This is a genomic window from Paraburkholderia sp. BR13439 (genome assembly GCF_040948805.1).
Taxonomy (GTDB): domain Bacteria; phylum Pseudomonadota; class Gammaproteobacteria; order Burkholderiales; family Burkholderiaceae; genus Paraburkholderia; species Paraburkholderia youngii.
On record NZ_JBFPKN010000004.1, the window covers coordinates 64,172 to 76,631 of the forward strand.

The following is a 12,460-nucleotide window of genomic DNA, read 5'->3' on the forward strand; positions in this document are numbered from 1 at the left end:
CGGCTGTTATCAGCACCTCGGCCTGAGTCACTGAAACGCGACTTCCGCGAAACTCCGCAGCTTGCGGCTATGCAACCGATGCAGCCCGTTCATGCGCAGCAGTTCCATCGCCTTCACGCCGATCTGCAGATGCTGATCGACCTGCGCGCGATAGAACTGATCGGCCATGCCCGGCAACTTCAACTCGCCGTGCAGCGGCTTGTCCGACACGCACAGCAGCGTGCCGTAAGGCACGCGGAAGCGAAAGCCGTTCGCCGCGATCGTCGCGCTTTCCATATCGAGCGCGATCGCGCGGCTCTGCGACAGCCGCTGGACCGGCTCGCGATGATCGCGCAGCTCCCAGTTACGATTGTCGACGCTCGCCACGGTGCCCGTGCGCATCACGCGCTTCAGTTCGACGCCATCGAGTTGCGTGACCTGCGCGACCGCGCGTTCGAGCGCGACCTGCACTTCGGCGAGCGCCGGGATCGGTACCCACAACGGCAGATCGGCATCGAGCACATGGTCTTCGCGCACATAGCCGTGCGCGAGCACGTAGTCGCCGAGACGCTGGGTGTTGCGCAGCCCCGCGCAGTGGCCGAGCATGATCCACGCATGCGGGCGCAGCACCGCGATGTGATCGGTGATGGTCTTCGCATTCGACGGCCCGACCCCGATGTTGACCATCGTGATGCCACTGCCGTCCGCGCGTTTCAGGTGATACGCGGGCATCTGCGGCAAACGCGGCGGCGGCGTGCCCTCCTGCGCCTGCTCGCCGAGATTCTCGTTGTAGGTGACGACGTCGCCGGGCTCGACGAACGACGTGTATTCGCTGCGATAGGCGCGCAACTCCGCGTCGTCGGTACGGGCCATCATGGCGCGGCCGAGCTTTACGAATTCGTCGATATAGAACTGGTAGTTCGTGTACAGCACGTAGTTCTGCACATGCGTCGGCGAGGTCGCCGTGTAGTGCTTCAGCCGATGCAGCGAAAAATCGACGCGCGCCGCCGTGAACAATGCGAGCGGATGCGGCTCGCCCGGCAGCGGCTCGTACGTGCCGTTGACGATGCGGTCGTCGAGCAGCGCGAGATCCGGCGTATCGAAGATGTCGCGCATCAGGAACAGGCGCTCGCGGTCCAGATCGCCTTCGAGGTGGATGCCCTCGGCGAATGCGAAATGAATCGGAATCGGCTGGTCCGACACGCCGACCTCGATCTGCACGTGATGGTTCTTCGCCAGCAGCCGCAGTTGCTCGCGATAGTAGTTGCCGAACAGGTCGGGCCGCGTGACGGTCGTCTCGAACACGCCCGGCCCCGCGACGAACCCGTACGAGCGGCGCGAATCGATGTGCGTGTTGACCTCGGTACGCACGCGCACGAACGGATAGCACGCGCGCACGCGATGATCGAACTGCTCGTTGCGGCGATAGCGCGCGAACGCATCGCGCAGGAATGACGTGTTCGCCTCGTAGATCGCGGCGAGGCGGGTGACGGCTTCGGCCGCGTCGTCGAAACCCTCGGTCGGGAAGCTGCTGGCGGGAGTCTGCACCGTGCGCTGATTGATATCGTTGTTCATCATCATCGTTCACCCTTTTTGATGAGACGACATTACCACGGAACCCGCTGTTGCCAAATGTCGGCGGCGACGCTTGCAACAGCGCTGGCGAGAACGCGCGCATGTTGTGCGAAAGCGGCGCAAAATAAGGCTTAGCGCCCGTACGCCAGGCCGGATTTGCTAGAATCCGGGCACCCAATTGGAGAATCACCATGAAGCCGCTCCTTCCCATCGCTGTTGCGCTGGCTCTCGCCTTCGGCAACGCCGCGATGGCTGCCCAGCCCGTCGACGAACCGCCGCCCGCCGGCGTGCCCCAGTCCGCCAACGAACGGGCCGGTCTGCCGGATCTCGCCAAGATCAATCGTCCAGCCGCAGAGGTCAGCTCGAAGGTCGACATCAACAACGTTCCGCGCACGCCGAGTTTTCACGAAGTCAGCCCGAACGGCACCGAAATCACTGAATTCCGCGACAAGGGCAAGCCGGTCGAAATCAACGTGCAATCGAATTTCGGTACCCGCTACCAGATGAGCGCGTCGCCCGACACGTCGCCCACCGTCCACGACAGCGGCAAGCCCAGCACGCGCCTGCCGTCGGTGAATCTCCACTACTGAACGTTACGAAAGCGGCACGCCGGCAACGGCGGCCGCCGCGCGGTCGTGCCCCGGTTCCACCCGATCGCGGCCGCTGCGCGATGAACTTGCGCTGAATGCGGCGACGCGTACACTTCGCCGGTCCGCATTCGTCGCCCGCTGCACCCCATTCGCTTGTCTCACCTCGCACTGGCCGCACCGCGCCAGCCCCAACAACCTGATCCGACGTTTCCGCATGGCCGTCTTCACCGCTGTCAACGAATCCCAACTCGCAGAATGGATGAGTCACTACGATCTCGGCGATGTCGTCGAGTTTCGCGGCATTTCGTCCGGCATTGAAAACAGCAACTTCTTTCTGACGACATCGCACGGCGAATACGTGCTGACCATTTTCGAGAAGCTGACAGCTGAACAACTGCCGTTCTATCTGGACCTGATGCGTCATCTTGCCGCGCATCGCGTGCCGGTACCGGATCCGATGCCGCGCCTCGACGGCGCGCTGTTCGGCATGCTGCTCGGCAAACCCGCGACCATCGTGACGAAGCTCGAAGGCGCGCCCGAACTCGCGCCCGGCGTCGAGCACTGCGCCGAGGTTGGCCACATGCTCGCGCGCATGCACCTGGCGGGCCGCGACTATCCGCGTTATCAGCCGAACCTGCGCAGCCTGCCGTGGTGGCGCGAAACGGTGCCGACGATCCTGCCGTATCTCGAAGGCGAGCAGCGCGATCTGCTGGCGTCCGAGCTTGCGCATCAGGAGGCGTTCTTCGCCTCCGCCGATTACGCGGCAATGCCCTCGGGTCCGTGCCACGCCGACCTGTTCCGCGACAACGCGATGTTCGCGCATGCGGCGCCCGAGACCGGCCACGAAGTGCGTCTCGGCGGTTTCTTCGATTTCTATTTCGCCGGCTGCGACAAGTGGCTATTCGACGTCGCGGTCACGGTCAACGACTGGTGCGTCGACCTCGCGACCGGCAAGCTCGACTCCGAACGCACCGAGGCGCTATTGCGCGCGTATCAGACGGTGCGGCCGTTCACCGTCGAGGAAAACCATCACTGGGGCGACATGCTGCGTGCGGGTGCATACCGTTTCTGGGTCTCGCGCCTGTATGATTTTCATTTGCCGCGCGCGGCGGAACTGCTGAAGCCGCACGACCCCGGTCATTTCGAACGCATTCTGCGCGAGCGCCTGCTGGGCGTCGCGAATCCAGGCATCCATACCCCATGCAACTGATCGAAGTCCCCGCGAAAACCGGCTACGTGTGGTTCCGCCAGGGCATCTGGCTGTTCCGCAAGAATCCCCTCGCCTTCCTGACGCTGTTCTTCACCTATTTGCTGGTGATGACGCTCGTGTCGCAGATTCCGTTGGTCGGCGGCGTGTTGCCGCTGTTGTTCATTCCGGGTGTCGCGGTCGGCTTCATGGCCGCTTGCCGCAACACGATCGCGGGCAAACCGGTGTTTCCGACCATTCTCGTCGACGGCTTTCATTCGTATGGCTCGGTGGTTGCGCGGCGGCTGCTCGTGCTCGGCGCGCTGTATGTGATCGCAATGGCGCTCGTGCTGGCCGGCTCGGCGCTCGCCGACGGCGGCATGCTGCTGAAAGTGATGCTTGGCAACGCGTCGATGGATGAAAACGCAATCGCCAACAGCAATATCCCGCTCGCGGTGGTCACCGCGCTCGCGTTCTATGTGCCGGTCGCGATGCTGTTCTGGTTCTCGCCGATCCTCGCCGCCTGGCACGACGTGCCGCCCGTCAAGGCGATGTTCTTCAGCGTCGTCAGTTGCTGGCGCAATCGCGGCGCTTTCATCGTGTTCGCGGCGCTGTGGTTCGCAGTCGCAACGGTCGTGTCGATCGGGCTGTCCGCGCTGATGCAGGCGCTCGGCGCGGCGGACTTCGCGTTCGCGATCCTGATGCCCGCGACGATGATCGTCACGACCATGCTGTACTGCTCGTTCTACGCGACCTATCGCGGCTGCTTCGGCGTGCAGACGCCGCAAACGCCGGATCTGCCGACCACGCCGGCGGCCTGATCCTTCGTTCCCGCGCGGGTGCCGTTCTGGCGCCCGAGCGTTGCGCGTTCCGCACGCATCTTCCCGGCCTCTCTGTCGAAACACCTGCTCGACGCCCGCCATCCCGAATCGATTTGCGGCACAATAATTTGCGTGCAATCCATTTGCACGCTCCTTTTTCCGCCGAGGTGGATCATGAACCAGCGCCCCGCTCTCCCCTTCACGCTCGACGAGCAACTGTGCTTCGCGCTCTACTCGACCTCGCTCGCGATGACGAAAGCGTACAAGCCGCTGCTCGAAAGACTCGGACTCACGTATCCACAGTATCTGGCCATGCTCGTGCTGTGGGAAACCGACGACGTCACCGTCAAGGACATGGCCACGCGTCTGAATCTCGATCCGGCGACGGTCACGCCGCTGCTCAAGCGCCTCGAAGCGCAGGGACTCGTCGAGCGCGCGCGCGGCACTGACGATGAGCGCCTCGTCTACATTCGCTTGACGGGCGCGGGTAAGGCGCTCAAGCGTCAGGCGCGCGACGTGCCCGGCGAGATCCTCTGCGCGACGCAGCAGTCACCGGACTTCCTGCTGCGTCTGCGCGACGACCTCACACGCCTGCGCACGACGCTCAACGACTTCATGGACCAGTAGGGCGATAACTGAAACGGAGTAGTTCCGGCTTCGCCGCAAAATTCATTTGCACACAAATTATTTGTGTACTATCTTACTCACATGCCGCTTCGCTAGCACTTCGCCAGACCGGCGAACCGGCAGCCAGCGGCAAACATGCCAACCCCGACACCCAAGACCAGGAGCTGCACCATGAACATCCTCTACAAGGCAAGCGCAACGAGCACCGGTGGCCGCGACGGCCGCGCCATATCGTCGGACAATGCATTGGACGTGAAGCTGGCCGCGCCGCGTGAGCTCGGTGGCAATGGCGCGGTGGGCACGAATCCCGAACAGCTGTTTGCGGCCGGCTACTCGGCCTGTTTCCTGAGCGCCATGAAGTTCGTCGCCGGCCAGCGCAAGCAGGCCCTGCCGGCCGACACACAGGTTTCCGCCGACGTCGGCATCGGCCCGAACGACAAGGGCGGCTTCGCGCTCGACATCGATCTGCATATCTCGCTGCCGGGCCTCGCTGCGCAAGCAGCGAAGGAACTGGTGGACGCAGCACACCAGGTCTGCCCGTACTCGAACGCCACGCGTAACAACGTGGCGGTTCGTCTGCACGTCGCTTGAGGTCAGGTCGGCCGTCGCGCCGATCAGCAATGCCCAGGCAGAACCGCTGACGGCGCATTACCCGGCGCCGTCGCGACCAGCGCCCGCACCCTGCACAATAGGGACGGGCGCTGATCATTTTGGCGCGTGCGGCACGCTATGTGCGATGCCGGTCGTGAACTACCTTCATCCCGACTGCCCCTCCGATGACACGCGCCCGCCGCCTGCACGACAGTTTCGACGCCGGCCTCGTCTGGTTCCGCCGCGATCTGCGCAGCACCGATCATGCCGCGCTGTACTACGCGCTCAAACATTGCGAGCGCGTCTGGTGCGTGTTCGTGTTCGACACGACGATCCTGCAGCCGATCGTCGATGCCTGGCAGACGCGCCACCCAGGCGAGCCGGTGCGGGATCGCCGCATCGACTTCATTCTCGCGTCACTGGCTGAGCTCGACGGCGCGTTGCGCGCGCTCGGCGGCGGCCTCGTCGTGCTATACGGCGATCCTGCCGGGCTGGTGCCGAAACTCGCGGCGGAGTTGCGCGTCGATGCGGTGTTCGCGAATCACGACTATGAGCCGGTTGCGATCGAACGCGACGCGACAGTCGGCGAGCGTCTTAAGGATGCGGGCCGGCAGTGGCTAACGTTCAAGGACCAGACGATTTTCGAGCGCGACGAGCTGCTGAACGGCCAGGGCAAGCCGTTCACGGTCTTCACGCCGTACAGGAACGCGTGGCTCAAGCAATTGAGCGCGTTCGACCTGAAGCCCTACCCGGTTGAGACCTACGCGAAGCATCTGGCGGCGCTGCCGCGCAAGCTCGACCGTCGGTTGCCCACACTCGATCAGCTAGGCTTCGCGCCGAGCAACCTGACGGACTTGCAGTTACCCGCCGGAATGAACGGCGCGCAACAGTTGCTCGGTGATTTCCTGACGCGCATCGATAGCTACGCGGAGCGGCGCGATTTCCCCGCCACGAAGGGGCCGAGCTATCTGTCGGTGCATTTGCGCTTCGGCACGGTATCGATCCGCACGCTCGCACGGCTCGCGTACGAGATGTCGCTGCAACCCGACAGCAAAGGCGCGGCAACGTGGTTGTCGGAACTGATCTGGCGGGACTTCTACTTCATGGTCCTCGCGCACCATCAGCGCATCGCGAAAGGCGCGTCGTTCAAACCGGAATACGAGCATTTGCGCTGGGAAAAAGGCCCCTCGGCCGACGCAGCGTTCGCCGCCTGGTGCGACGGCCGCACCGGCTATCCGCTCGTCGATGCCGCGATGCTGCAGTTGAACCGGACCGGCTATATGCACAACCGCCTGCGCATGGTTACGGCGAGCTTCCTCGCGAAGGATCTCGGCATTGACTGGCGGCTCGGTGAGCGCTACTTCGCCGAGCTGCTGAACGACTTCGATTTCTCGGCCAACAACGGCGGCTGGCAGTGGGCCGCCTCGACCGGCTGCGACGCGCAGCCCTACTTCCGCATTTTCAATCCAGTCACGCAATCCGAAAAATTCGACCCCGACGGACGCTTTATCAAACGATATCTACCCCAGCTCGCCAGGTTGCCGGCAAAATGGATTCACGCGCCGTGGCTGGCGGGCGCGGAGCGGCTCGCGGAGTTCGGCGTGGTGCTAGGCGGGAATTATCCCGAGCCGATCGTCGATCACGCACAGGCCCGCGAGCGCACACTGGCTAGATACGGAAAGTGAGTGCCCGCTCACATCATTGAATAAGAAGATCTGGAGGGATGGAGATGCGCCGTCTGCCGTCGCTGCTCGTGTTTCTGATTCTGACGCTGGCGGCCGGCTGGGCCGCGAGTCTGTCGCTGCCGGACGCGTGGTACACGAGCCTGGAAAAACCCGCGTTCAATCTGCCGAACTGGGTTTTCCCGCCGGTGTGGATCGTGCTCTACGTGCTGATGGCGTTTTCCGCGTGGCGCGTGTGGAAGCGCGACGGCCCAAGTGCGGCGATCGTACTGTGGGTTGTGCAGCTTCTATTCAACGCTGCGTGGATGTGGCTGTTTTTCGGCCTGCATCGGCCGGAAATGGCGCTGATCGACATCTTGATCTTGCTGCTGCTGATCGTGATGCTGACGTATGTGTTCTGGCGGCGCGATCGCCTCGCGGGCGTTCTGCTCGTGCCGTACGTCGTGTGGGTCGCGTATGCAGCGCTATTGAACTACGCGTTGTGGCAGCTGAATCCGGCTGCTTAGCCGTAGTGCTGGCTCATCCACGACGGCGCGCGCACGTTCGATTCCTGATCGAGCTTGCGCATACGGAATTCGAGGTCGTAGAGATCGGTCGCTTCAGCCAGATAAGCGTCAGCGCGCTCTTTTGCGAGTTGGTCAGGCGACTTGGTCAAAAACAGGAACAGGCGGCTGAGCAGATACATGGTTCACCTCGGCAATGATAGTTAGGCGTTTACGCCTAAGGGATAACCCGTATTATAGGGAAAACCCTGAGTCCGTGCCACTATTCATTTTCGAGGTGTTGCTCGGACGTCACCGACCGGCCGACGATGCCGCCAATCCTTCCGCGATGCGACCCGCGTCCGTGCGACGCTGATGCCGGAAAAACTCCCACAGCATGGCGCTCGCGTCCGGACCCTTGGACGAATGAAACGGCAGCGCATCGTCGCCGCCGGCCCATGCGTGGCCGAGCCCCTGCACGCGACATACCCGCACCACACGCCGCCCGCCGCGCAGATAATCGCGCACCACGACGCCATTTTTGCGATCTTCGCGCGTCTCGCCGGCTTTGCGCGCGCCGTTTACGTCGATGAGCCGGTTCAGACGCACGAACTGTGCCGCCAACTGGTCCGCGTTGACCGGCGCGACCACATGGTCGGCGTCGCCGTGGATGATCAATGCCGGCATGCCCGGGTACTGCGCGACGTTCGTCGTTTCATCGACGAGTTCGACCGGCTCGCGACGCGCGCCACGCCGCATCACGTCCATCGCGGTAATGCCGGAGCGGGCCTCGCCGAAGGCAGGGCCGGAATGCAGCGCGACAGCGGCGAAATGCTGCGGATACTTGACGGCCAACAGCGCCGTCAGCCCCGCGCCCGCCGAAATCCCCGCCAGGTACACACGCTCGCGGTCAAAGCCATGCTGCTCGATCAGCGCATCCACCAGCGATACGACCGCACGCGCTTCCGCGCCGCCCGCGTTGTCGCCGGCGTCGTACCAATGCCAGCAGCGGTGCGAGTGCGCGTGCTTCGATTGCTCGGGGTAGACGACCGCGAAGCCGTAGCGGTCGGCGAGCAGGTTCATGCGCGTGCCTTCGGCGAACTCGTCGATCGACTGCGTGCAGCCGTGCAGCATCACGACGAGCGGCATCGCCTCGTGCGCGTGCCCGGACGGTATATAGAGCCCGTACTGCAGATGATTGACCAGCCGGCCCGGTGCGGCCGGCGCGGAATGGAACGAGCGCGTCCACGCCCCGCTCGCCCATGCGGCAGCGCGTGGACGCACGCGCGACTCGCGCGGCGCTTCGCGTTTCGCGGGCGCGCGCAGCGCGGCAGTCGGCTTCAGTGGATGAGCCTTGCTCGACGGTTTGGCGGTAGCGGCGCGAGCCGGTCGCGCCTGTGCTCGCTTGGCGGTTTTTTGCGCGTGCTCGGTTTGGATCGCGAGCAGGCGCTTGAAACCGCGCAGCCAGATTTTCGACAGGCTTTTTGCCATCGGCGATAACCTCGCTAAAGGGACAAATGCGGACCGCAGATACTGCGGAAAGAAGGAGTTGTGCAATGCACAATAACATCATTCTTCCTGCGTTGCTGAACACCGGGAACGCTCTTCGCGCCGATTTCAGCCACCGCGAACCTTGCCGGCGGCCTGTCGTCAAACTACGTCGATAGCTGTTCGGCAGCCCACACTTCGGCGTGCAAAAGCGCTCCGCGCCGCGAGACCGTTCACCCGACACCCGACTATACTGGCGGTTGATCTCCCGACGTGTCGATCCGGGCCGCATCGGCGTTTCATGCCGGCTGCGCGCCGATTTCCACCAACCCGATTTCACGCGACCCGGTCGCGCTTCGCCCATGCCCGATTTACCGATCCACCTGTGGTATTCGATCACCAGCCTCGGCGGCGCCGGCTTGACGCTGCCGCTCGCGTTCGCCATAGCGCTGTGGTTGGCGGTCGGCTACTCGTGGCGGCTCGCGGCCTGCTGGCTCGCGCTGCTGGGTACGGCGATCGGCGTCGTGACCGTGACGAAGCTCGCCTTCCTCGGCTGGGGCGTCGGCGTGCGCGAGTTCGATTTCACCGGCGTCAGCGGTCACTCCATGCTGTCCACGGCCGTCTATCCGGTCGCGCTATTTTTGATGCTATTGCCCGCGCGCCGCGCCATCCGGCTGCTCGGCGTGCTTGCGGGGCTTGCCGCTGGGCTGGCGGTGGGTTTGTCGCGCGTCGTGTTGAGCGCGCATTCGCCGTCCGAAGCGGTGACTGGCTGCCTCGTCGGCGCGCTTGCCGCGCTCGTGTTCGTGCGGATCGCGTGGAATGCGGAAGCGGACCGGCTATCGGCGCTGCCGGTCGCCGTCAGCATGATGGTGCTCGCATTCTTGATGCACGGCGTGCACGTGCCCACGCAGCGCTGGGTCACGCATATTGCGTTGAAGGTGTCCGGCCACGACCGGCCGTTCATCCGCGCAACATGGCGGTCCACCCGCATCATTCGACCGTCGGCCGCGCCGCTGTCGCAAACGCGCAATACGCTCGAGCCCATGCGCAGGTCGGACATCTGAACGCTGCGCCGGCCCTTCCGGCGCGTTTTCGAGCTTCCTTTTACAGTTTCGTAACACTTCGCTTGCGCTCGCGCTATGCGTGAAGCGCAACGCCGAATCGGTCGTTTCGCCCACCGCTATAACCGCGCATATATTACGATAGAGTTTTTAAGCCACTGCTTCCCGTTCTGGTCCGACTTCAGGTCCTCCATGACCCTCTCTCGCCATCTGAAGCAATACGCGCTGTGCGTCGCAGCCGCCGCCTCCGTCATGGTCAGCGTGAATGCGCACGCCGATGAACTGGTGGTTTCGGCCGCCGCCAGCCTGACCAATGCGTTCAAGGCGGTCGGCGACGCATTCGAGCAGCAGCATCCAGGCACCAAGGTTCTCCTGAACTTCGGCGCGTCCGACGTGCTGATGCAACAGATCGTCAAAGGCGCGCCTGTCGACGTTTTCGCGTCCGCCGATCAGAAGGCAATGGACAAGGCCGCCGCCGAAAAGGTGATCGTGCCGGCGACGCGCCGCGACTTCGCCGCCAACTCGCTGGTGCTGATCGTACCGGCCGACAGTCATCTCGCGCCCGCCAACCTCAACGCGCTGACGACCGCGAACGTCAAGCGCGTCGCATTCGGCGATCCGGCCTCGGTGCCGGTCGGCCGCTACACGCAGGGCGCGCTGCAGGCCGCGGGCGTGTGGGACGCGGTCAACGCGAAGGCGGTGCTTGCGTCGAACGTGCGTCAGAGCCTCGATTACGTCGCGCGCGGCGAAGTCGACGCCGGTTTCGTGTTCGGCACCGACGCCGCGATCATGCCCGACAAGGTCAAGGTCGCGATGAGCCTGCCGACGCAAACGCCGATCACCTATCCGATTGCGCAGGTCGAAGGCAGCCATCACGCGGCCGACGCTCGGGCATTTATCGACTTCGTGCTGTCGCCGGCCGGCCAGGCGGTGCTCGGGAAATACGGCTTCAGGCCGGCGCATTGATTCACAGGAGAGCACGCGCTCATGGAACAGGCCTGGGTTCCGCTGCTGCTGTCGCTGAAGGTCGCGGGCTGGGCCACCGCGCTCAATCTCGTGCTCGGCGTCGCGGTGGCGCTCGGTCTGTCGCGCTGGCGCTCCGGCGCGCGCGACGTGATCGATTCGCTGCTGATGCTGCCGCTGGTGCTGCCGCCCACCGTGCTCGGCTACTACCTGCTCGTGCTGCTCGGCCGACGTGGCGTGATCGGCGCGTGGCTCGACCGCTTCGACATCCAGCTCGTCTTCACGTGGCAGGGCGCGGTGATCGCGTCGACGGTGGTCGCGTTTCCGCTCGTGCTGAAGTCGGCGCGCGCCGCCTTTGAAGGCGTTGATCCGCAGTTGGAGCACGCGGCGCGCACGCTCGGGATCAGCGAGGGCGCGGTGTTTTTCCGCGTGACGCTGCCGCTCGCGGCGCGCGGCATCCTCGCCGGCGGCCTGCTCGCGTTCGCGCGCGCGCTCGGCGAATTCGGCGCGACGCTGATGGTCGCAGGCAATCTGCCGGGCCGCACGCAGACACTGTCGGTCGCGGTCTATTCGGCGGTGCAGGCCGGCGACGACAGCACCGCCAACTTCCTCGTGCTCGTGACCTCGGTCGCGTGCGTGACGATCCTGCTGCTCGCGGGACGCCTCGTGCCGCAGCACACGCTTCTGAGAGCCCGCTGACATGCCGCTCAACGTCGCCATCCGCAAGACTTTCGAGACCGCCGAGCGGCGCTTCACGCTCGACATCGCGTTCAGCGCGAACACGCAGCGGCTCGTGCTGTTCGGACCTTCGGGGGCGGGTAAGAGCCTGACCTTGCAGGCGATCGCCGGCTTGCTGCGTCCCGATGAAGGGACCATCACCCTGCACGGCACCACCTTGTTCGATAGCGAGGTCGGCATCGATCAGAAGCCGCAGGCGCGCAAGATCGCTTATCTGTTTCAGGACTACGCGCTGTTTCCGCATCTGAACGTGCGGCAGAACATCGGCTTTGGGTTGCACCGGGGCTGGCTCAATCCGCGTGCGCGCGGCGCGCACTCGGAGGTCGACTACTGGCTCGACGCGCTCGAATTGAGGGGCGTGGCGGGCAATCATCCCGCGCAACTGTCGGGCGGTCAGAAGCAGCGGGTCGCGCTCGCGCGCGCGCTGGTTTCGCAGCCGCGCCTGCTTCTGCTCGACGAGCCGTTTTCCGCGCTGGATAGCCAGTTGCGCCAGCGCATGCGGCGCGAGCTATCGGACTTGCAAACGCGGCTCGATATTCCGATGGTGCTGATCACGCACGATCCCGACGACGTTGCCGCATTCGGCGATCAGGTCGTGCAGATCAGCGACGGCCGGGGCCGCGAAGATCATCCTTTTACCGGGTATGCGCGCAGCGAGGCGTCATCTCGTTGAGCGG

14 protein-coding genes are annotated in these 12,460 nt (G+C 64.4%); 11 read left to right on the top strand and 3 right to left on the bottom strand.

Annotated features, from left to right (window positions below; genetic code table 11):
- Positions 1–27 precede the first annotated feature (27 nt).
- Positions 28–1,554, bottom strand: a complete 1,527-nt coding sequence (locus AB3X96_RS09585; protein WP_176110515.1) for an AMP nucleosidase — start codon at positions 1,552–1,554, stop codon at positions 28–30.
- A gap of 248 nt (positions 1,555–1,802) precedes the next feature.
- On the opposite strand from AB3X96_RS09585, the gene AB3X96_RS09590 reads away from it, so the two are divergent.
- The 7 genes from AB3X96_RS09590 (at position 1,803) to AB3X96_RS09620 (ending at position 7,557) form a co-directional block, all read left to right on the top strand.
- Complete coding sequence (locus AB3X96_RS09590) at positions 1,803–2,144, top strand: hypothetical protein (protein WP_246392159.1); 342 nt, start codon at positions 1,803–1,805, stop codon at positions 2,142–2,144.
- Between the two features lie 214 nt (positions 2,145–2,358).
- Positions 2,359–3,354, top strand: a complete 996-nt coding sequence (locus AB3X96_RS09595; protein ID WP_368589529.1) for a homoserine kinase — start codon at positions 2,359–2,361, stop codon at positions 3,352–3,354.
- The gene (locus tag AB3X96_RS09600; RefSeq protein ID WP_176107218.1) at positions 3,345–4,151 is read left to right on the top strand and encodes a BPSS1780 family membrane protein; all 807 of its coding nucleotides are present in this window, start codon (positions 3,345–3,347) and stop codon (positions 4,149–4,151) included. Before AB3X96_RS09595 ends, AB3X96_RS09600 begins: the two co-directional genes overlap by 10 nt.
- 174 nt (positions 4,152–4,325) lie before the next feature.
- Entirely contained in the window at positions 4,326–4,778 is a 453-nt protein-coding gene (locus tag AB3X96_RS09605; RefSeq protein ID WP_176367595.1) for a MarR family winged helix-turn-helix transcriptional regulator, read from the top strand.
- A gap of 171 nt (positions 4,779–4,949) precedes the next feature.
- Positions 4,950–5,369: an organic hydroperoxide resistance protein gene (locus tag AB3X96_RS09610; RefSeq protein WP_368589530.1), complete on the top strand. Its 420-nt coding sequence runs from the start codon at positions 4,950–4,952 to the stop codon at positions 5,367–5,369.
- Positions 5,370–5,554: 185 nt separating this feature from the next.
- Positions 5,555–7,054 (top strand): deoxyribodipyrimidine photo-lyase, encoded by a 1,500-nt coding sequence (locus AB3X96_RS09615; protein ID WP_368589531.1) that lies wholly within the window; start codon positions 5,555–5,557, stop codon positions 7,052–7,054.
- A 44-nt stretch (positions 7,055–7,098) separates the two neighbouring features.
- Positions 7,099–7,557: a TspO/MBR family protein gene (locus tag AB3X96_RS09620; RefSeq protein WP_368589532.1), complete on the top strand. Its 459-nt coding sequence runs from the start codon at positions 7,099–7,101 to the stop codon at positions 7,555–7,557.
- Here the strand turns inward: AB3X96_RS09620 and AB3X96_RS09625 are convergent.
- Positions 7,554–7,736 (bottom strand): DUF3563 family protein, encoded by a 183-nt coding sequence (locus AB3X96_RS09625; RefSeq protein ID WP_176107213.1) that lies wholly within the window; start codon positions 7,734–7,736, stop codon positions 7,554–7,556. The two genes, AB3X96_RS09620 and AB3X96_RS09625, sit on opposite strands and share 4 nt — an antisense overlap.
- 109 nt (positions 7,737–7,845) lie before the next feature.
- Positions 7,846–9,024 (bottom strand): PHB depolymerase family esterase, encoded by a 1,179-nt coding sequence (locus AB3X96_RS09630; protein ID WP_368589533.1) that lies wholly within the window; start codon positions 9,022–9,024, stop codon positions 7,846–7,848.
- 359 nt (positions 9,025–9,383) lie between these two features.
- Here AB3X96_RS09630 and AB3X96_RS09635 point away from each other — a divergent pair, with 359 nt between their 5' ends.
- The 4 genes from AB3X96_RS09635 to AB3X96_RS09650 all read left to right on the top strand — a co-directional run bounded on the left by AB3X96_RS09635 (position 9,384) and on the right by AB3X96_RS09650 (position 12,456).
- The gene (locus AB3X96_RS09635; protein WP_368589534.1) at positions 9,384–10,085 is read left to right on the top strand and encodes a phosphatase PAP2 family protein; all 702 of its coding nucleotides are present in this window, start codon (positions 9,384–9,386) and stop codon (positions 10,083–10,085) included.
- A 189-nt stretch (positions 10,086–10,274) separates the two neighbouring features.
- Positions 10,275–11,048 (top strand): molybdate ABC transporter substrate-binding protein, encoded by a 774-nt coding sequence (gene modA / locus AB3X96_RS09640; protein WP_368589535.1) that lies wholly within the window; start codon positions 10,275–10,277, stop codon positions 11,046–11,048.
- A gap of 21 nt (positions 11,049–11,069) precedes the next feature.
- Positions 11,070–11,744 (top strand): molybdate ABC transporter permease subunit, encoded by a 675-nt coding sequence (gene modB / locus AB3X96_RS09645; protein ID WP_176123321.1) that lies wholly within the window; start codon positions 11,070–11,072, stop codon positions 11,742–11,744.
- Position 11,745: 1 nt separating this feature from the next.
- The gene (locus AB3X96_RS09650; RefSeq protein ID WP_368589536.1) at positions 11,746–12,456 is read left to right on the top strand and encodes a sulfate/molybdate ABC transporter ATP-binding protein; all 711 of its coding nucleotides are present in this window, start codon (positions 11,746–11,748) and stop codon (positions 12,454–12,456) included.
- The last annotated feature ends 4 nt before the right edge of the window (positions 12,457–12,460 follow it).

Coding starts and splice junctions, on each gene's coding strand:
- AB3X96_RS09585 (WP_176110515.1), bottom strand. CDS start 1,554: ATGAACAACGATATCAATCAGCGCACGGTGCAGACTCCCGCCAGCAGC.
- AB3X96_RS09590 (WP_246392159.1), top strand. CDS start 1,803: ATGGCTGCCCAGCCCGTCGACGAACCGCCGCCCGCCGGCGTGCCCCAG.
- AB3X96_RS09595 (WP_368589529.1), top strand. CDS start 2,359: ATGGCCGTCTTCACCGCTGTCAACGAATCCCAACTCGCAGAATGGATG.
- AB3X96_RS09600 (WP_176107218.1), top strand. CDS start 3,345: ATGCAACTGATCGAAGTCCCCGCGAAAACCGGCTACGTGTGGTTCCGC.
- AB3X96_RS09605 (WP_176367595.1), top strand. CDS start 4,326: ATGAACCAGCGCCCCGCTCTCCCCTTCACGCTCGACGAGCAACTGTGC.
- AB3X96_RS09610 (WP_368589530.1), top strand. CDS start 4,950: ATGAACATCCTCTACAAGGCAAGCGCAACGAGCACCGGTGGCCGCGAC.
- AB3X96_RS09615 (WP_368589531.1), top strand. CDS start 5,555: ATGACACGCGCCCGCCGCCTGCACGACAGTTTCGACGCCGGCCTCGTC.
- AB3X96_RS09620 (WP_368589532.1), top strand. CDS start 7,099: ATGCGCCGTCTGCCGTCGCTGCTCGTGTTTCTGATTCTGACGCTGGCG.
- AB3X96_RS09625 (WP_176107213.1), bottom strand. CDS start 7,736: ATGTATCTGCTCAGCCGCCTGTTCCTGTTTTTGACCAAGTCGCCTGAC.
- AB3X96_RS09630 (WP_368589533.1), bottom strand. CDS start 9,024: ATGGCAAAAAGCCTGTCGAAAATCTGGCTGCGCGGTTTCAAGCGCCTG.
- AB3X96_RS09635 (WP_368589534.1), top strand. CDS start 9,384: ATGCCCGATTTACCGATCCACCTGTGGTATTCGATCACCAGCCTCGGC.
- modA (WP_368589535.1), top strand. CDS start 10,275: ATGACCCTCTCTCGCCATCTGAAGCAATACGCGCTGTGCGTCGCAGCC.
- modB (WP_176123321.1), top strand. CDS start 11,070: ATGGAACAGGCCTGGGTTCCGCTGCTGCTGTCGCTGAAGGTCGCGGGC.
- AB3X96_RS09650 (WP_368589536.1), top strand. CDS start 11,746: ATGCCGCTCAACGTCGCCATCCGCAAGACTTTCGAGACCGCCGAGCGG.